13 protein-coding genes are annotated in these 19,565 nt (G+C 66.8%); 5 read left to right on the top strand and 8 right to left on the bottom strand.

Annotated features, from left to right (window positions below):
- Positions 1 to 55: 55 nt before the first annotated feature.
- Positions 56 to 1,363 carry an isocitrate lyase gene (aceA, locus tag GDI_RS11670; RefSeq protein ID WP_041249421.1) on the bottom strand — a complete coding sequence of 436 codons (1,308 nt, stop codon included), beginning with the start codon at positions 1,361 to 1,363 and terminating at the stop codon, positions 56 to 58.
- Between the two features lie 144 nt (positions 1,364 to 1,507).
- Here aceA and GDI_RS11665 point away from each other — a divergent pair, with 144 nt between their 5' ends.
- From GDI_RS11665 to GDI_RS11650, 4 genes are all read left to right on the top strand, one after another.
- Positions 1,508 to 2,935 carry a helix-turn-helix domain-containing protein gene (locus tag GDI_RS11665; RefSeq protein ID WP_012226454.1) on the top strand — a complete coding sequence of 476 codons (1,428 nt, stop codon included), beginning with the start codon at positions 1,508 to 1,510 and terminating at the stop codon, positions 2,933 to 2,935.
- A 125-nt stretch (positions 2,936 to 3,060) separates the two neighbouring features.
- Positions 3,061 to 4,998, top strand: a complete 1,938-nt coding sequence (acs, locus tag GDI_RS11660; protein WP_012226453.1) for an acetate--CoA ligase — start codon at positions 3,061 to 3,063, stop codon at positions 4,996 to 4,998.
- 23 nt (positions 4,999 to 5,021) lie between these two features.
- On the top strand, positions 5,022 to 5,837 hold the full coding sequence (locus GDI_RS11655; protein ID WP_012553293.1) for a dienelactone hydrolase family protein: 816 nt from the start codon (positions 5,022 to 5,024) through the stop codon (positions 5,835 to 5,837).
- Between the two features lie 3 nt (positions 5,838 to 5,840).
- Positions 5,841 to 6,287 (top strand): hypothetical protein, encoded by a 447-nt coding sequence (locus tag GDI_RS11650; RefSeq protein WP_012226445.1) that lies wholly within the window; start codon positions 5,841 to 5,843, stop codon positions 6,285 to 6,287.
- Here the strand turns inward: GDI_RS11650 and GDI_RS11645 are convergent.
- The 7 genes from GDI_RS11645 to GDI_RS11615 all read right to left on the bottom strand — a co-directional run bounded on the left by GDI_RS11645 (position 6,284) and on the right by GDI_RS11615 (position 16,785).
- Positions 6,284 to 7,276 (bottom strand): IS481-like element ISGdi9 family transposase, encoded by a 993-nt coding sequence (locus GDI_RS11645; RefSeq protein WP_012226443.1) that lies wholly within the window; start codon positions 7,274 to 7,276, stop codon positions 6,284 to 6,286. The genes GDI_RS11650 and GDI_RS11645 overlap by 4 nt on opposite strands.
- A gap of 70 nt (positions 7,277 to 7,346) precedes the next feature.
- The gene (locus GDI_RS11640) at positions 7,347 to 8,306 is read right to left on the bottom strand and encodes a substrate-binding domain-containing protein (RefSeq protein ID WP_173363376.1); all 960 of its coding nucleotides are present in this window, start codon (positions 8,304 to 8,306) and stop codon (positions 7,347 to 7,349) included.
- A gap of 44 nt (positions 8,307 to 8,350) precedes the next feature.
- Positions 8,351 to 9,397 carry an ABC transporter permease gene (locus tag GDI_RS11635; protein ID WP_012226437.1) on the bottom strand — a complete coding sequence of 349 codons (1,047 nt, stop codon included), beginning with the start codon at positions 9,395 to 9,397 and terminating at the stop codon, positions 8,351 to 8,353.
- Complete coding sequence (locus GDI_RS11630) at positions 9,394 to 10,917, bottom strand: sugar ABC transporter ATP-binding protein (protein WP_012553291.1); 1,524 nt, start codon at positions 10,915 to 10,917, stop codon at positions 9,394 to 9,396. The genes GDI_RS11635 and GDI_RS11630 overlap by 4 nt, the downstream gene beginning before the upstream one ends.
- A gap of 117 nt (positions 10,918 to 11,034) precedes the next feature.
- Entirely contained in the window at positions 11,035 to 12,552 is a 1,518-nt protein-coding gene (locus GDI_RS11625; protein ID WP_012226435.1) for an efflux transporter outer membrane subunit, read from the bottom strand.
- Positions 12,549 to 15,650, bottom strand: coding sequence for an efflux RND transporter permease subunit (locus GDI_RS11620; RefSeq protein ID WP_012226434.1), 3,102 nt, complete (start codon positions 15,648 to 15,650; stop codon positions 12,549 to 12,551). The genes GDI_RS11625 and GDI_RS11620 overlap by 4 nt, the downstream gene beginning before the upstream one ends.
- On the bottom strand, positions 15,643 to 16,785 hold the full coding sequence (locus tag GDI_RS11615; protein ID WP_012226433.1) for an efflux RND transporter periplasmic adaptor subunit: 1,143 nt from the start codon (positions 16,783 to 16,785) through the stop codon (positions 15,643 to 15,645). Before GDI_RS11615 ends, GDI_RS11620 begins: the two co-directional genes overlap by 8 nt.
- A gap of 816 nt (positions 16,786 to 17,601) precedes the next feature.
- On the opposite strand from GDI_RS11615, the gene GDI_RS11610 reads away from it, so the two are divergent.
- The gene (locus tag GDI_RS11610) at positions 17,602 to 19,521 is read left to right on the top strand and encodes a M61 family metallopeptidase (protein WP_050935137.1); all 1,920 of its coding nucleotides are present in this window, start codon (positions 17,602 to 17,604) and stop codon (positions 19,519 to 19,521) included.
- Positions 19,522 to 19,565 lie beyond the last annotated feature (44 nt).

The following is a 19,565-nucleotide window of genomic DNA, read 5'->3' as shown; positions in this document are numbered from 1 at the left end:
GCGGTCGGGTTCGGCGGCCGGGCACGCGGCCCGGCCGCCCCCGGCCGCCGGTTCATCAGACCGGCGTCTTGTTCCGGTCGAAGGACAGGTCGGCATGGAACTGCTCGGTCTCGGTCGAACCGGCCATCGCGGCGGTCGAGGTATGGCCGCCGCCGGCCACGGTCGCGACCGCGTCGAACCAGCCGGTCCCGACCTCGCGCTGGTGGCGGGTGGCGGTGTAGCCGTCGACCTCGGCGCTGAACTCGGCTTCCTGCAACTCGGAATAGGCGGCCATGCCGCGTTCCGCGTAGCCATGCGCCAGCTTGAACATCGAATAGTTCAGGCTGTGGAAGCCCGCCAGGGTGACGAACTGGAACTTGTAGCCCATCGCCCCGATCCGGCGCTGGAAGTCCGCGATGTCGCGCGCCGACAGCTTCTTCTTCCAGTTGAAGGACGGCGAGCAGTTATAGGCCAGCATCTTGCCGGGGAACTGCTTGTGGATGGCCTCGGCGAACTGCCGGGCTTCCTCCAGGTTCGGCTCGGACGTCTCCCACCACAGCAGGTCGCAATAGGGCGCATAGGCCAGCGAACGGGCGATGGCGTATTCGACGCCCAGCCCCTCGCGGATGCGGAAGAAGCCTTCCCGCGTGCGCTCGCCGGTCAGGAACGGATGGTCGCGCTCGTCGATGTCCGAGGTCAGGAGCTGCGCCGCGTGGCTGTCGGTGCGGCAGATCAGGACCGTGGGCACCCCCTCGACATCCGCCGCCAGCCGCGCCGCGTTCAGCGAGCGGATATGCTGCGCGATCGGGATCAGCACCTTGCCGCCCAGATGGCCGCATTTCTTTTCCGAGGCCAACTGGTCCTCGAAATGCACGCCCGCCGCGCCGGCCGCGATCAGGGCGCGCATCAGCTCGAAGACGTTCAGCGGGCCGCCGAACCCGGCCTCGGCATCCGCGACGATGGGGGCCATCCAGTACTGGCCGCGATCGCCCTCCTGCGTCGCGATCTCGTCACAGCGGCGCAGGGCGTTGTTGATGCGCCGCACCACGGTGGGCACCGAATTCACGGGGTACAGCGACTGGTCGGGATACATCTCGCCCGCCACGTTGGCGTCGGCCGCGACCTGCCAGCCGGACAGGTAGATGGCCTTCAGCCCCGCCTTGACCTGCTGCATCGCCTGGTTGCCCGTCAGCGCGCCCAGCGCGTTGATGTAGGGTTCGGTCTTCAGCAGGTGCCACAGGCGCGCGGCACCCATTTCAGCCAGGGTGTGGCGGATGCGGAACGAGCCGGAGAGCGTCGCCACGTCGCGCGCGTCATAATCGCGCTTGATGCCCGCGAAGCGCTCGGGGTCGGCCATGAAGGCGGCAATGGTGTCGATGGACATTGACGGATCTCCCTTTTCGATCGTCTGTTCCATCATTTAATGAGAAGGGATAATGATATGCCATGTAAAACAGGATAGCGTATCATGAATGGTGTAAAATTATTTACATACTGTTTTGAATATTTGTAAAAAGAGTAAATCGCCATGGCGCCGACCCGCATCGGTTACATCATTCGCCGGCTTCGGTCCGAGCGGTCCCTGTCGCAGCAGGGGCTGGCGACGCGGCTGGGCATTTCGCCCAGCTACCTGAACCTGATCGAACACGATCAGCGCAGCGTCACGGCCTCGCTGCTGATCAAGCTGACCCGGGCGCTGGACGTATCCATCGAAGCCCTGTCCGGCGTGGACGAACAGCGATTGCGGGGATTGCTGCACGAGGCCCTGTCCGACCCGCTGCTGGGCGCGCACGCGGTGCCGGCGCAGGAGATCGCGGTCCTGGCGGCACAACCCGAGGCCGCGCGGGCGGTGCTGACCCTGCATCAGGCCTTTCGTGCCGCCCATCATGACGCGACACGCCTGATGCTGCCGACCGGCACGCGGGTCATCCTGCCGCAGGAAGAAGCACGGCTGGTCTATGACGAGCGGCTGAACTTCTTCCCGGAACTGGAGGCGGCGGCCGAACAGGTGCGTGCCGACATGGCCCGCGCGGCGCGGCTGCCGGACGGCGAGGCCCTGCCGCCGTCGGAAAGCAACCACATGATCGCGACCCGGCTGCGCCAGCACCACGGCATCGTGGTGCGGATCGCGGCCCTGGACGGCGCGTTCCGCCGTTACGATCCCGACAGCCGGCTTCTGCAGCTTTCCGATCTGCTGCCGCGTGAAAGCCGGGGGTTCCAGCTGGCCTTCCAACTGATGCTGATCGAGGGACGCGACGCGATCGAGCATCTGCTGCAGGATATCGCACCCAGCACGCAGGAGGCGCGGATCGTCATCCAGATCGGGCTGGTGAACTACGCGGCGGCGGCATTGCTGATGCCCTATTCGCCCTTCCTGGCCGCGGCAACGGCCCTGCGCCACGATCTGGACATCCTGTCCGCGCGGTTCGGCGTATCCTACCAGCAGGCGGCGCAGCGCCTGTCCACATTGCAGAAACCCGGCGAACGCGGGGTGCCGTTCTTCTTCGTGCGGACCGATCCGGCGGGGAACATGACGAAGAGCTTTTCCGCCTGCGGCTTTCCGGTGCCGCGCCAGGGCCATTCCTGCCCGCAATGGAATGCCAATACCTGCTTTTCCACCCCCGGCGTGATCCAGGCGCAGGTGGCGCAGTTCACCGACGGCCGGACCTTTTTGTGTTTCGCGCGGACCGTGACGGGCATTTCCACCGGCTGGAACGACGTGCAGCCCGTTCATGCCGTCGCCATGGGCTGCGACATCACCCGCGCTGCCGAAATCGTGTATTCCGATCGCCTGAATTTACAGGCGCCGGCGATTCCTGTCGGCATATCCTGCCATTTATGTGATTGGACCGAATGTCGTTCGCGGGCCTTTCCTCCCCTGCATCACCGGTTGGCGCCCGACGTCAACCAGCGGGATTCGCTGCCGTTCACATTCGCGCCCGAACCGCCGGGGTGATCTGCCATGAAGGGGGCGGGAATGGGCTCGTCTCCCAAGGGTGAAACCGTTATATTCACCGTCTATACCCTCCCATTCAAGAAGCCGGATTCCCTACCGGCCATGACAGGCGAATAGAATAAACCGTGATACACGCAGAGACCTTTCCCGTTCCACCCTCGTTCGCGGCACAGGCTGCCGTCGATGCCCCCCGCCTGCGCCAGATGACCGATGCCGCGTCGCAGCATCCCGATCAGTTCTGGCTGGACCAGGCCGGGCGCATCGACTGGGCGGTCCGGCCGACGACCGCGTCGTCCTCGACCTTCGGGGGCGACGTGGCGATACGCTGGTTCGCCGACGGCACGCTGAACGCCAGCGCCAATTGCCTGGACCGCCACCTGGTGACGCGGGGCGACCAGGTCGCGCTGATCTGGCAGGGGCAGGATCAGGGACAGGTCGAACGCCTGACCTACCGGGCGCTGCACCAGCGCGTGTGCCGGATGGCCAACGTCCTGCGCGGGCTGGGCGTCGGGCGGGGCGACCGGGTGGCGATCCACCTGCCGATGGTGATCGAGGGCGTGGTCGCGATGCTGGCCTGCGCCCGGATCGGCGCGGTGCATGTCGTGCTGTTCGGCGGGTTCTCGGCGGAAGGGCTGGCCGACCGCCTGGTCAACAGCGGGGCGGTGGTGGTGATCACCGCCGACGAGGGACGGCGCGGCGCCAAGCGCATTCCGCTGAAGGCCACGATGGACGACGCCGTGGCCCGTGACGGCGTGCAGGTGCGCCACGTGCTGGTCCTGGCCGTGACCGGGGCGGCGGTACCGATGCACGCGGGCCGCGACCTGCCGCTGAACCCGCTGCTGGCGCAGGCTGCGGAGGACTGCCCGGCCGAAATCATGGGGGCCGAGGACCCGCTGTTCGTCCTCTATACCTCGGGCAGCACCGGCAAGCCGAAGGGCATGGTCCACACCACCGGCGGCTACATGGTCTGGGCGTCCTATACCCACGAACTGGTCTTCGATCACCGGGCGGGCGACGTGTTCTGGTGTACGGCGGACATCAGCTGGATCACCGGCCACACCTATGTCGTCTACGGCCCGCTGGCCAATGGCAGCACCGTCGTGCTGTTCGAGGGGCTGCCGTCCCACCCCGCTCCGGGCCGGTGGTGGGAGGTGATCGACACCCACAAGGTCACGACCTTCTACACCGCGCCGACCGCGATCCGCGCGCTGATGCGCGACGGCGACGACGTGGTGGACCGCTACGCGCTGGACAGCCTGCGCCTGCTGGGCAGCGTGGGCGAACCGATCAGTGCCGATGCGTGGCTGTGGTTTCACGAGAAGGTCGGGCGCGGACGCTGCCCGGTGGTCGATACCTGGTGGCAAACCGAAACCGGCGGCATCCTGATCGCCCCGGTGCCCGGCGCGGTGCCGCAGAAGCCCGGGGCGGCGACCCTGCCGCTGCCGGGCGTAGCCTGCGTCCTGCTGACGGACAAGGGCGCGGTGATCGAGGGCGAGGGCGAGGGCTGCCTGTGCGTGGCACGATCCTGGCCCGGGCAGGCCCGGACGATCTGGGCCGACCATGCGCGGTTCCGCCAGACCTATTTCACCTTCAGCCCCGGCTATTATTTCTCGGGCGACGGGGCGCGGCGCGACGCCGACGGCTATTACTGGATCACCGGGCGGATCGACGACGTCATCAACGTGTCCGGCCACCGTATCGGCACGGCCGAAATCGAGGACGTGGTGGCCACCGACCATCGCTTCGTGGAATGCGCGGCGGTAGGCATCCCCCATGACCTGAAGGGGCAGGGACTGGTGGTGTTCGCGGTCGCGCGCGACATGGCCGAGCCCGGCCTGGCCGAGGCCGCGGCGCTGGCCGTCACCAGGGGCGTGGGGCGCTACGCGGTGCCGGAGCGCGTCTATCTGGTGCCCGACCTGCCGAAGACCCGGTCGGGCAAGATCGTGCGGCGGCTGCTGCGCAAGATCGCCTGCCACGAACTGGACGGGCTGGGCGACCTGTCGACGCTGGCCGATCCCACGATCGTGGACCGGCTGATCGCCGAGGTTGCGCGGGTGGCGTAATGGCGGCCTGGGGGAGGGGCGGAATGATGCGATCCGTGCGGTTTTTCGCCGTGCTGGGCCTGGTCGTGGCGGCAGTATGTGCCCCCTCCGGCGGGGCGTGGGCGCGCATGGTGACGCGCCCCGTCGCCTGGACCCTGGACGGCACGCGGTTCGAAAGCGTGCTGATCTATGACGATGCGGTCTCGGCCCGGCGGCCGGGGCTGGTCATGGTGCCCAACTGGCACGGGGTGAACGCCATCGCCATCGACAAGGCGCGGATGATCGCGGGGCGGGATTACGTGATCCTGCTGACGGACATGTACGGTGCCTCGGTCCGGCCCACCGACGATGCGCAGTCGATGGCGGCGGTGAAGCCGCTGATGGGCGATCGGGTCCTGATGCGGCGGCGTGCGGCGCAGGCGCTGGCGGTGCTGAAGTCGCTGGCCGGCACGGCGCCGATCGACCTGTCGCGGCTGGCGGCCATAGGCTTCTGCTTCGGCGGTACGGCGGTGCTGGACCTGGCGCGCAGCGGGGCGGATGTGCGCGCCGTCGTCTCTTTCCACGGCAACCTGACGACCGACGATCCGGGGCTGGCGCGCGGCATCCACGCCGCGGTCCTGGCGATGAACGGGGCCGACGACCGGACGACGTCACCCGATTTCGCATCCTTCCTGGCCGAGATGGGCCAGACGCCGACACCATGGCAGTTCGTGGTCATCGGCCACGCCGTGCATTGCTTCACGGAAACCGAGGCCACGGCGCCCACCGGCCTGTGCCGCTACAACCCCGCCGCGGCCCGGCAGTCCTACGACCTGATGCATCGCTGGCTGGCCGCGCGCTTCGCCGCACCGGGCCCGTAAGCCGTGTCCCGGCGCGCGCTGGTGCTGGCCGGGCTGCTGGGCATCGTTCTGTCAGGCATCCCGGCGGCGCGCGCGCAGGTGGGGTGCGCAGCCGGGCCGTTCGGGTGCGGGGTCAATCCCGCCGAACAGGCGCAGCGGCGCATGCAATTGCAGACGGAAATCCAGCGGCAGGAATTCACCGCCCGGCAGCAGGGGCTGCGGGCGATCGAACGCGACCGCGCGCAACTGGATGCCCTGCGCCGGCAGCAGGAAACTGCGCCCGATGCTACCACGCCCCCGGACAGACAGCGCCAGAAGCAGGCCCTGCAGGCCGATATCGACCGGCAGACCGCCGCGATGCGCGGGCACTTCACCGCCCAGCGGACCGGACCCGGGTCGTGGACCATTCAAAACGGGCAGGGCGCCCCACAGGCCGCCTGCCGTGAGGTCGGCAGCGTGCTGGTCTGTTAGATGTTTTGTCCCGGGATTTGGTGGTGCGGATTATGTATGAACCGTGATGGTTCTTTTTCCCACTGCTGACAAATGAATTCATATGGAGTGAGGCCGCGCAGGGTCTTGAGCCTGCGGGCGAAATTGTAGGCGGTAACGAAGTCGGCGAGGTGTTGACGCAACTGGTCATGTGTTTCGTAGTAGAAGCGCTTGACGGTGGCGTCCTTGATCGTGCGGTTCATCCTCTCGACCTGGCCATTCGTCCAGGGATGTCGCGGCTTTGTCAGTCGATGCTCGATATCGAGATCAGCACAGGCCAGTTCAAAAGAGTGGCACCGGAACAGGACACCATCCGCCCGCATGGCCTTGATGTCTTCGGGTGTCCATCCATTGCCGGCCGGATCGGTAAAATGCGTGCCGTTATCGGTCAGCACGGTATGGATGCGGTAGGGAACCGCAGCGGCCAGAGCACGCAGGAAGTCACCGGCAACGCGACGTGTCGCTTTCTCGTGCAATTGGACAAAAGCGAATTTCGAGGTCCGGTCGATCGCCACCAGAAGATAAAGGCGCCCCATTTCAGTGCGGACTTCAGCAATGTCGATGTGAAAATAGCCGATCGGATAACTCTTGAACTTCGACCGTCTTGGTTTGTCGCCTTCGGTCTCGGGCAGGCGGCTGATCCCATGGCGCTGAAAACAACGGTGCAGGGAAGATCGCGTCAGATGCGGGATCGTCGCCTGAAGCGCATAAAGGCAATCATCAAGAGGCAGCAGGGTATGGCGACGGAAGGCCACAACGATCGCTTCTTCTTCGGTCGACAGGATGGTTGAGGATGCGACCTTCGGACCGGTGCGTCGATCCGACGTATCGGTCCGCCCCTTCCATTTGGCGACCGTCTTCGGGTTGATCCCGTAGCGTTTCGCCAGAACCCTCAGGCTCTCTTGACTATGTTGTATCGCTCGACGGACTGCCGCTGTCGTCGTGGCGCTTCCGTGGTGAACCTGGCCCATAGCGCATCCTTCCACTCATGTGAAAATAATGCACCACCAAATCCCGGGACCAAACAGTTAGAGCAATCGGTCATTCCCCCTTGGCGTAGAGTTCCTTGGCGTTGCTCGCATCGATGCGCTGCGTCGGCACCGTGACCAGGCGCGGGACGGACGATGCGCAGTCGATCAGGATCTTCTTGGCCAGGTCCAGGGCTTCGGCGGCACCGGTGGGGTACACGTAGGTCGCCGTCCATTGACCCTCGGCCACCGCGCGGATGCCGCCGGATGGTCCCGGCAGTCCGTCGGTCCCGATGATCTTGACCTGGCCGAGCTTGCCGGCCTGCTTCACCGCGATATAGGCGCCTGCCGCGGCCAGATCGTTGCTGGTATAGACCAGCTTGATGTCCGGATGGGCCTGCAGCATCGCGGAAAACACTTCCACCGCCTTGTCCTGCATCCAGTCGACCGGCTGGACCGCGATGATCTTCACCTTGGGGTTGGTGGAAATCCCGGCCTTGAAGCCCTCCAGCCGTTCGATCGCCGGCGAGGAACTGGGCAGCCCCTCCAGAATCGCGACGTCGCCGCCATCGGGCAGCAGGCTTGCCGCATACAGGCCCGCTTCATGCGCGATGGCGCGATTATCGCCGCTGACGAAGCTGGTGAATTTTTCGCCCGTCGTCCTGCGGTCCAGTTCGATGACCGGGATACCCTTGTCGTAGACGGCACTGACGGCCGGGGTCAGCGGCGCGGCCTCGAACGCCGAGACGAACAGGATATCGACCTGCTGCGTCAGGAAATTCTCGACCTGCGAGACCTGGGTATTGTCGTTGGCCTGGCCGTCGGCGATGACGAGCTTGAATTGCGGATAATTCTTCACCAGGCGCTGAAGTTCATGATCCACGTGCGCCCGGTACGGTTCCTTGAAGTTGGCCTGCGAGAACCCGATGACATAGCTCTTGTTCGGCCCGCACTCCTTCGCCAGCGGGGCGGCCGCCGCCGCCAGCGGGAAGAGGAGCGCCAGGCCGACGACAGGGGCAATCCTGACAATCATCGTTTTGTCTTTCTTGTTCTTGTTTTTGGTTTCAACGGATGATTTCACGCGCGCGTGCCGTTTCCGGCGCCGACGAACGTCTGCAGTCCGGCCGCGCCGACGATGATCAGGCCGGTTGCCAGAAGCTGCATCGCGGCACTGACGTCGTTCAGTTGCAGGATATTGGCCAGCGCGCCCAGCATGACGGCCCCGGCGATGGTGCCGACCATGCTGCCGGCGCCCCCGAACAGGTCGGTCCCGCCGATGACAACGGCGGCGATCGCATTCAGTTCGTAGCCGGTACCGTCATTGGGACTCCCGAAGCTGAACTGCCCGGCATGCACGATCCCCGCGACCGCCGCGCAGAAGCCGCTCAGGCCATAGACCGTGACCTTGATCCATCGCAGCGGGATGCCGGACAGCCGGGCGGCGCGTTCATTGCCGCCCACGGCAAAGACATAGCGTCCATACCGCGTTTCATCGAGCAGCAGCGACGCGATGACCGCCAGCACGACAAACACCAGCGTCGCCACGGGAAAGATGTTGCCGAACACGCGCTGGCCCAGAATCGCGAAGGCCGGGGGGGCGTCGCCGGGGCCGGTGCCGTAATTGATGTTGATGAAGTTGTTGTCCGAAGCGATCAGCGCCAGGCCGCGCGCGGCCTGAAGCCCGGCAAGCGTGACGATGAAGGCCTGGATCCGCAGGCGATTGGACAGCACGCCCTGAACCAGCCCGAACGCCGTTCCGATCAGCAGCACCAGCGGCAGGGTGGTGGCGATCCCCCATCCGTGATTGACCATCAGGGACGCGGTCAGCACGCTGGACAGGCCCAGCAGCGCACCGACGGAAAGGTCGATCCCGCCCGAGATGATCACGAAGGTCATGCCCAGCGCCAGGATACCGGTTTCCGAGATCGAACGGACGATGTTGGCGATATTGTCGGGTGCCAGGAACAGGATGTGCCCGTGCCGCCGGGGGGAGAATATGATTCCCCCCGCCGCGACAAGGACCAGGCCCAGAAGGCTCTGGAACCGGACCAGCCACGCCAGCCGCGCACGGAGCGGGCGCGGTGCCGAACGGGGCGGGCCGGATGCCGCGTCGGTCACGCTCATGCGGCGACCCCGCCTTCCAGGGCCGCGCCACGAAGCGCATCCTCGCCTGTGTCGGCCGCGAAATCGGCAACCGTGACGCCGTGATTCATGACCACGATCCGATCGCACAGCCCGATCAGTTCCGGCAGTTCCGACGAGGCGACCAGCACGCCCAGACCCTGCGCCGTCAGCGCCCGCAACTGGAAATAGATGTCGCTCTTGGCCCCGACATCCACGCCGCGCGTCGGTTCGTCCAGCAGCAGGATCTTCGGTGTCGTCAGCAATTCCTTCGCGAAGACGATCTTCTGCTGGTTGCCGCCGGACAGGTTGACGACCTTCGCGTCCGGCCGTCGTGGCCGGATGTCGAAGCGGTCGATCGCGCCCTTGACCACCATCCGTTCGCGCACGGGGGCGGCCATGCCCCAGGGTGTGACCCGTGCCAGGGTGGACATGACGACATTGCGTCCGACGCTCTGGCCCAGCATCAGGCCCGCACCCCGGCGATCGTCCGTGACGTAGGCCAGGCCCGCGCGCCGCGCCCGGGCGACCGAACCCAGCCGGGCGGCGCGGCCGGCGATTTCGACGGTGCCCTCCCACGTGCCGCGTGCCTCGAAGCCATAGAGCGCGGAGAGAAGTTCCGTCCGCCCTGCGCCCGTCCGGCCCGACAGGCCCACGATCTCGCCGGCATGCACGCACAGCGAAACGTCCTGCGGTGCCTGCCATCCCGCCCGTGGAACGGTGGGCACGAATCGCGCATGGTCCAGGCGCAGCAGCGGCGGGCCGACCTGCGTTGCCCTGGGCGGAAAAAGATCCTTGAAGTCGCGTCCCACCAGCATGTGCACCAGCGTCGCCTGCGGCGCATCGGGCGCGGCCTCGCCCACGACCGCGCCGTCGCGCATGACCGTCACGCGGTCGGCGATCTGCGGCACTTCCTCCAGGCGATGGGAAATATAGATGATGCCGACGCCGCGCCCGCGCAGTTCGCGAATGGTGGCGAACAGATGCTCGGCTTCCCCGGCAGAGAGCGCGGCTGTCGGTTCGTCCAGGATCAGCACCCGTGCCTCCGCACCCAGTGCCTTGGCGATCGAGACCAGTTGTCGCTCCCCCATGCGCAGCGAGGACATGCGCAGCGCGGGGTCCAGGTCGACCCCCGCGCGCGCCAGAAGGGCGCGCGCATCGCGCCGCATGCGGGCATGGGCCAGTGTATGCATTCCCGTGACGGGCTCGTGCCCCAGGAACAGGTTGGCGGCGATGTCGAGACCGGGCACGAGGTCCAGTTCCTGCGGGATCATGACGATGCCCGCCGCCTGCGCGTCACGCGGCGTGTGGAAATGAACCGGTTCGCCATTCAGCAGGAAGCGGCCGTCGTCGGGGCGGGTGGCGCCGCTGACGACGCCCATCAGCGTACTCTTGCCCGCGCCATTCTCGCCCAGCAGCACGTGGACCTCGCCCGCAAGCAGGGTGAAATCGACACCCCGCAATGCATGGACGCCGCCGAAATGCTTCTCGATACCGACAAGCTGCAACAGCGGCGTTGTCATGGGGCGGTGCCCTCGCATGCCGGCCGTTGATCGGCCGTGCTTTTTGTTCGCTCCCTATAGCGCTGGAGACGGGGTTTTTTTGCCCGTCTTCCGGATCACCATGCCGCGATCAGCGAATCAGCCCGACCGTTTCTTGCCGCTCGGGATATCCTGCCGGTTCCACCAGCCACCGCCCAGGGCCTGGAACAGGCCGGCAGTGTCGGACAGGCGGGCGGCGCGGGCCTGGACCAGGGCCAGGCGGGCCTGCAATTCGGTCTGCTGGGCGGTCAGCAGCGCGACCTGGCTGACATCGCCCAGGCCCAGGCGCGCGTGGGTGATGCCCAGGCTGCGCGCTGCCGCCTTTTCGGCATTGGCATTGGCCGCCAGGGCCGAGGCATCGGCTCGGACGGCGTTCAGGCTGTCGGTGACGTCCTGCACGGCGGTCACGACCGCCGCACGGTATTGCGCGGCACTTTCCTTGTAGGCCGCGCGGGCGGCGCGTTCCTCATGCAGCAACTGTCCGCCCTGGAACAGGGGCTGGCTCAGCATGCCGGCCAGCATCCACTGGCCGTATCCGGGGGTGAACAATTGCGCGATGGTCGCGGCGGCCACGCCGGGCTGCGCGCTCAACTGGATGTTGGGCAGGCGGTTGGCCACGGCCACGCCCACCTGGGCACAGGCGGCGTGCCAGTTCGCCTCGGCCACCTTGATGTCGGGGCGCTGGTCGATCAGGCGCACCGGCAGGCTGACCGGCAGGTCCTGGGGCAGGGTGAAGGCGTCCAGCGTGAAATCCGGCGTCGGGTCGTCCGGCATGTCGCCGGTCAGGGCGGCGATATGGTCGTGCTGCTGCTGCAATTGCTGCTGCAGGGGCACCAGCATGGCCTGGTCCTGGGCCAACTGGGCGCGCTGCATGGCCACGTCGGCATCCGCCAACTGGCCCAGTGCCTGCTGGCGGATACTGGAATCCAGAATCCGTTGCTGGGCGGCGGTCAGGTCCTTCACGGCGTCGATCTGCGCCCGCAGCGAGGCATAGCCGACCGCCGCCTGCACCACTTCGCCCGTCAGGGTCAGGTACGCGGCCTCAAGCTGGTAGCGCAGGGCATCGCGCTGGGCGGACGATGACTCGATCCCGCGCCGTATGCCGCCCCAGATATCCGGCTGGTAGGAAATGTTCAACTGCGCTGTGTGGACGGTATACAGCCAGCTATTGTTGTTGGGCACCGGCGAGTAGACGCGCGACGTCTTGAACCGGGCCGGGTTGAAACTGGCCGAGATGCTGGGAAACAGGGCGCCCACCGCTGCCGAGCGGTTTTCCTGAGCCACCCGCAGGGCCAGGCTGGCGGCTTCCAGCGTCGGGCTGTGGTCCAGCGCGTGGCGGACCAGGCGGTCCAGGGCCGGGGAATGAAACAAGGTCCACCATTGCCCCGGAATGTCCTGGCCGGGGTTGAAGGTCTGGGCCATGCCGTCCGCGTCGGCCGTGCTGTCGGTATGGGCGGGGCGCCCCGCCTGGGCGAAATGGGTGGACGGTGCGGCGGGGTGCCGGAAGTCCGGCCCCACGGAGCAGCCGCCCAGGACCGGCAGGCCGGCCAGCAGGCCGGCACCGCACATCAGGGTTGCCCCCCGGGCCGGCCAACGCCGGGCGGTACGGGCGGTCATGTCACGCCTCCCTTGCGGGCTTCGCGGCGCGGGTCGCGGCGGGCACACCATTCTTCCAACTCGCAATAATAGGTGGGCAGGATGAACAGGGTCAGCAGGGTGGCGATGCCCAGCCCCCCCACCACCACGGTGGCCAGCCCGCGCTGCACGTCGGTGCCGATGCCGGTGGCCAGCGCCGCGGGCAGCATGCCCATGCTGGCGACGGTCGCGGTCATCAGCACGGGGCGGAACCGTTCGCTCGCCCCCTCCAGCACCGCGTCGCGCAGGGGCATGCCCTCGTCGCGCAGGCGGTTGATGGCCGACACCATGATGATGCCGTTCTGGATGGCGACGCCGAACAGCGCGATGAATCCGACCGCGGTGGCGATGTTCAGCGTCTCGCCGCGCAGGTTCAGTGCCACCAGCCCGCCCAGGGTGGCCATGGGCACCACCGCCAGCACAAGCACTGCCTGCCGGATACGCCCGAACTGGCCGAACAGCAGCACCAGCATCACCGCGAACATGATCCCCAGCGCCACCGTCAGGCGGGCCTGCGCGCGCTGTTCCTGCTGGAAGGTGCCAGCCCATTCCAGATGGTAACGCGCGGCGTCGAAATGGACCTGGCTGTTGATGCGGGCCTGCGCGTCGGCCAGGTACTGCGACAGCGGGCGCTGGCCGTTATCGACGCGGATGGTGATCTGGCGATGGTTCATCTCGTGCGCGATATTGGCCTCGCCGGTCTGCAGCGAGACATGGGCGACCAGCCCCAGCGGGATGCGTGCGCCGTTCAGCCCCGTCAGCGGAATCTGGTTGATGGCGGGCAGGTTGTTGTTCAACTGCCGTTCCATGTGCGCCGTCATGGAATAGATCCGGTCGGCCACATAGACCTGCCCGACCGGGGCGTCGCCGACCATGTTTTGCACGACGTTCATCACGTCGGTCCCGGTGATTCCGTAGCGCGCGGCCGCGGCCCGGTCGACGGTGATGTCCATCTGCGGGATTTCGGGTTCCTGGAAGATCGAGGCGTCGGCGGTCCCGGGAACCTGTTTCAGGATATCGACGACCTGGTTGCCGATCCGACGCAGTTCCTTGAAATCGTCGCCATAGACGCGCAGCACCAGCGGGCTGTGCGCCCCGCCGACCAGGTCGTTCATGTTATCGGCGATCGGCTGGCTGATGCCGAAGCTGATACCCGGAATCTGCGCCAGCCGGTCATGCAGGCGCTTGACGAACTGCACCCGGTTCTCGCCGTGCGGCCAGGTCGCATAGGGCGTCAGGCCGACCGGTGCCTCGATGTGCGAGGGGCTCCAGGGGTCGGTGCCGGAATCGTTGCGGCCAAGCTGGGTCGCCACATAGCTGGTTTCGGGAAAGGCATGGATCGCGGCCCGGATTTCGTCCGCCATGGAACCCGCCTTGTCCAGGGACAGGCCGGAGGGAAGCTGGATCTGCAGCCACAGCGCACCCTCGTCCAGGTCGGGCAGGAATTCGCGGCCGGTGCGCCCGCCCAGCCACAGCACCAGGGCGAAGGCGATCGCCCCGGCCAGATAGGCCGCCCAGGGCCGGTCCACCATATGGCCCAGCCAGCGGCGATAGGCATGGTGCAGCTTTTCCAGCGGGACGTTGTGGAACATGCGGTGCGGCTTGCGCATGGCCAGGTAGGCCAGGGCCGGCGTCAGCGTGATGGCGCACAACAGCGCCCCCAGCAGGGCGAAGCTGACGGTGAAGGCCATCGGCTCGAACAGCTTTCCCTCGGCGCCCTCGAACGCGAACAGCGGGCCATAGGCGACGATGATGATCAGCGTCGCGAAGAAGATCGCCTTGCCGATATGTTTGGTAACCGCAAGGATATCCTCCTCGTCCATCGTGTGGGTCGGGTGTTCCTCGCGGATGCGCAGGATGGCCTCGGTCACGACGATGGCGCCGTCCACGATCACGCCGAAATCGATGGCGCCGAGCGAGAACAGGTTGGCCGGCATTCCCAGCAGGTGCATCACCACGAACACGGTCGCCAGCGCCAGCGGAATGGTGACGGCGGCGACGATGGCGCTGCGCGGGCTGCCCAGGAACAGGACCAGGATCAGGAATACCAGCCCCACGCCCTTGACCACCGTGTCGGTGACCTTGTCGGTCGTGGTCTGCACCAGGCGGTCGCGGTCGATATAGGGGACGATCCGCACGCCCATCGGGGCCAGCCGGGCCTGCAACTGGTCGATGACCCCGTGCAGGTCGTGCAGCACCAGCGACGGATTCTGCTTGCTCAGCATCGTCACGATGCCTTCGATCGTGTCCGAATTGCCGTTCATGCCCAGGATGCCCTCGCGCACCTGGTGGCCGAGCTGCAACTGGCCCAGATCGCGGATCAGGACCGGCACGCCGTTGCGCTGCGTCACCGCGATGGCGCCCATGTCGGCCATGGTGTGGACCATGCCGACGCCACGCACGATATAGGACTGCTCGCCCCGGGTGATGCGGCCGCCGCCGGCATTGGCGTTGTTGGCCTGCAATGCGGTGATGACGTCGTTGACCCCCACCCCGTAGCGGAACAGCGTGGAGGGATTCAGGACGATCTGGTACTCGATGGTGAAGCCGCCGAAATTATTGACGGCGGCCACGCCCTGGACCTGCATCAGGGCCGGGATGACGATCCATTTCTGGATGTCCGACAATTGCATCAGGTTCTTGCTGTCGGATTGCAGCGTATAGCGGTAGATCTCGCCCGACGGTCCGGTGACCGGACCCAGCGAGGGCGTGGCGCCCATCGGCAGCGTGGCCTGCGCCATCTGTTCCGCGACCTGCTGGCGCACGAAATAGACGTCGGTACCGTCACGGAAGATCAGGGTGATCAGCGACAGGCCGAAGGTGGAACTGGATCGGCTGTCCACCAGCCCCGGCGTATTCGCCACCAGGCGTTCCAGCGGAATGGTGATCTGCTGCTCGATCTCCTCCGCCGCCAGGCCGGGAACCTGGGTCGTGATCTGGACGTTGACCGCGCCCAGGTCCGGATAGGCCTCGACCGGGATCTGGTGCCACGCCAGGGCACCCAGAGCGACCAGCACGGCCATGGCGGCAAAGACGATGCGCCGCTGCCGCAGGCAGATCGCGATGAACTGGTTAATCATCGTTCAGCAGCACCGCGCCCTGGGTGACGATCCGCTCGCCCGCCGACAGGCCGGAATCGACCTCGCACAGGTCGCCGTCGTCATAGATGATATCGATATTCCGACGCATGTAGGTGTGTGGGGCGACCTCGACGAACACCGTGACCGTGTCGTTGTTCATCAGCAGCGCCGATTGCGGGACCATGATGCGGGGGGATTGCGGGGCTTCCACCGTCACGGTCGCGAACATGTTGGGCTTCAGCGCGCCGTCCGCGTTGGGCAGTACCACGCGGGCCTGCAGGGTGCGCGTATCCGCGTGCAGCGTCGGTTCGATCGCCGCGATGGCGCCATGCAGCACCTCGCCCGGCAGGCCGGGAACGTAGATGTCGGCCTGCTGGCCGGCCTGGATGGTCGCGACCTCGTTTTCCGGCACGTTGGCCACGGCCCAGACTTCCCGCGTGTCCGCGATCGTCAGCAGCGGCGCGGTCGGGTCCGTGACGTTGGCGCCGGCGGCGGTATTGACCGTCGAAACCACGCCATCGACCGGCGAGACCAGCTTCATCGTGCCGCCGCCGCCCGGCTGGCCGCCCAATGCCGCCAGACGGGCGGTGGCGCGGTCGTCCTCGGCCACGGCCTGCAGGTACGTGCTGCGGGCGGCTTCGATGTCGCGCACGGCACCGCCGCCGGCCTGCGCCACGCCCTGGGCACGGGTCAGCGCGCGGCGGGCGAGGTCGAGCGCCGCCCGGGCCTTGACCTCGTCGGTCGTGGCCTGCGCCATGTCGCCCGAAAGCAGTTCGGCCACGACCTGCCCGCGCGTCACGTGATCACCCGGGGCCACCGGCAGGCTGACGATATGCCCTGCCAGCGGTGCCTGCACGGAAATCGAGCGCGCGGGTTCGGCCATGATCGCGCCGGGGACGGGAATAGCGCGGCTGGGTTTCGTCAGCGTGACCGGGGCGACGGCCAGGCGGGCCGCCATGGGGGAATTTTCCGGAACCGTCAGGCGGCCGTGATCGTCCCGGATCATGGTGGTATTCTCGGCCCGGGCGGCCGACGGCGCGGCCACGGTCGCGGCCAGGAGGAGGGCCGCCAGGCCCCAGGCGGCGATTGACCCGGTGGCTGGCCCGGAAATGGTCGGGGGCATGATGTGGAGCATGGTCTGGTGTCTGGTTGTCCCGGCCGTCTGGCACCCCCGTGTCGTGCGGGTGCCGGCGCATCTGATGGAGAAAAGGATCGGGGCCCCAGGCTTCGGGACCGGTGGTGTGCTCCATGCCTCGACAGCCAGGCCGGCGGACATCGGGTCGTGTGGTGTACAGTCAGGGGCGCGAACCGCCGCACCCGGTTTTCCAGCCATGGCGATAGCGGTCAAGCCCCAGCGGCGCGCGAGGCCAGTAGCCGTGATCACGGGCCTTGTCCATGGCCGCGACAGGCCGGCGCGGCAGTGGGACGATCGCTCACGCCGCCCGTTCCGGGGCAGGCGGAAGGGCAATCGTTACGCCACGAGGAAAATCCCAGGGAATTCCCATGTAAGTCCTGGATTTTCCGTGAAAAAGAGATGGAGGTCCGGACAGGAACACGGCATGGCGCGACAGGCTGGAAAATGGCATGAGTCGAACACGGGGCAAGTTTATTTTCGCCAACGCTGACTACAGAGTATTGCGAAATGTTTCAATGAGGTGACCCCCAAATTGTGATAATTTAATAATCATCGATTATCGGCGACGACCGTCGGCCGATCGTCGATTTTACCGCCGATATGTCATGAAAATTTCATCATTATGCTGCAAGGGCGCAATCCGGCGAGGCGGGTCATGGTAGCGGGGCGGACCATTCCATGTCATTGCGATAGGTGATCGTTGCGGCCTCCGGGTCGCGTCTTCTACCGCCTGCCTCGAAAGGGTATGTCCTCTTGCGTCCGCTTTCCAAACGCTTCCTCGCCCTGTCCCTGACCACCGCCCTGGTGGCCGCCGGCATGGCGGGCCGTCCGTATTCCGTGCGCGCGGCCGACAGCCAGCCGCAACCCGAGCCCCTGGCGCTTCCAGATTCCGTGCCGGTGCCGCGTGACGTGCCGTTCGGCGGAACCATTCATCTGACGGTCGATGCCACCGACCTGGCCCGGCGCGTCATGACGGTGCGTGAAAGCGTGCCGGTCCCTGCTGCGCTGGCGGAAACGGGCGGCGACATGACCCTGCTCTACCCGATGTGGGTGCCGGGCGACCATTCGCCGACCGGCACGATCGAGCAGTTCGGCGGCCTGGTGGTCAAGGCCGGCGTCGCCCCGCTGGAATGGGTGCGCGACACGGTGATGGTCAGCGCCTTCCATGTCCGGGTGCCCAAGGGCGTGCATGCGCTGAACCTGTCGTTCCAGATTCTGTCGCCCGTGTCGCCCGAGGAAGGGCGCGTGGTCATGACGCCGGAGATGCTGAACGTCCAGTGGAATGCGGTGGCGCTGTACCCGGCGGGGTATTTCACGCGCCAGATCCCGGTGCAGGCGGAACTGCGTCTGCCCCACGGATGGCAGTACGGCACCGCGCTGCGCGCCCATGGCCCGGCGGGCGACGTCGTCACGTTCGACCCGGTGCCGTTCAACACGCTGGTGGATTCCCCGCTGTTCGCCGGGCGATATTTCCGCCGGTTCGACCTCGCCCCCGGGGCTGCGGCGCCGGTAACGCTGAACGTGATGGCGGACAAGCCGGCGGAACTGGCGGCCACCGACGCCCAGGTCAAGGCGCACCAGGATCTGGTGACGCAGGCAGGGCTGCTCTTCGGCTCGCACCATTACGACCATTACGATTTCCTGCTGGCTCTGACCAATGAACTGGGGCGGATCGGGCTGGAACATCACCGCTCCAGCGAGAACAGCGGTCCGCGCGGCTACTTCACCGAGTGGGACAAGACCTTCGCCGTCCGTGACCTGCTGGCCCACGAATACACCCATTCCTGGAACGGCAAGTATCGCCGCCCCGCCGACCTGTGGGCGCCGAACTTCAACACCCCGCAGCGCGGGTCCGGCCTGTGGGTGTATGAAGGACAGACCCAGTACTGGGGCTATGTCCTTTCCGCCCGGTCGGGCCTGATGACCGAACAGCAGGTGATCGACGCGCTGGCCGAGGTGGGCGCGATGTACGACACCCGCCAGGGACGCACCTGGCGTCCGCTGCAGGACACGACCAACGATCCGGTGATCGCCCAGCGTTCGCCCCTGTCCTGGCGGAGCTGGCAGCGCAGCGAGGATTATTATTCCGAAGGCCAGCTGGTCTGGCTGGACGCGGATACGCTGATCCGCAAGCTGTCGGACGGCAAGCACTCGCTGGACGATGTCGCGCGCCATTTCTTCGGCACCAATGACGGCAGCTTCGTCACCAGCACCTACCAGTTCGCCGACGTGGTGAAGGCGCTGAACGACATCCAGCCTTATGACTGGGCCACCTTCCTGCGCCAGCGGCTGGACCGCACATCGACCCATGCGCCGCTGGACGGCTTCACGCGCGGGGGATACCGCCTGGTCTATACCGACCAGCCGAACGACTGGGTCAAATCCTTCGCCGCCATGCGGCACGTGACGGATTTCAGCTTCTCGCTGGGCTTCCTGGTCGGCAAGGGCGGTACGCTGGCCAACGTCGAATGGGGCAGCCCGGCCTGGCAGGCCGGCGTGACCCGCGACGCGCAACTGGTCGCGGTGAATGGCGAGGCCTACGATCCCGACGTGCTGCAGGACGCGATCACGGCGGCACGGGACCCGCACGCGGCCCCGATCGCACTGCTGCTGCACATGGGGGACCACTACGTCACGATCGCCATCCCGTATCACGGCGGCCTGCGCTATCCGCATCTGCAGCGGATACCGGGCACGCCCGACATGCTGGCTGACATCCTTGCACCGCGCCACTGACGTAAAAGGCCGCGCCCCAGCGGGCGCGGCCATGGACAAGGGGG

Source organism: Gluconacetobacter diazotrophicus PA1 5, assembly GCF_000067045.1.
Classification (GTDB): Bacteria; Pseudomonadota; Alphaproteobacteria; order Acetobacterales; family Acetobacteraceae; genus Gluconacetobacter; species Gluconacetobacter diazotrophicus.
The sequence above is the reverse complement of the archived record's forward strand: the minus strand, read 5'-3'. Positions and strand labels throughout refer to the sequence as shown.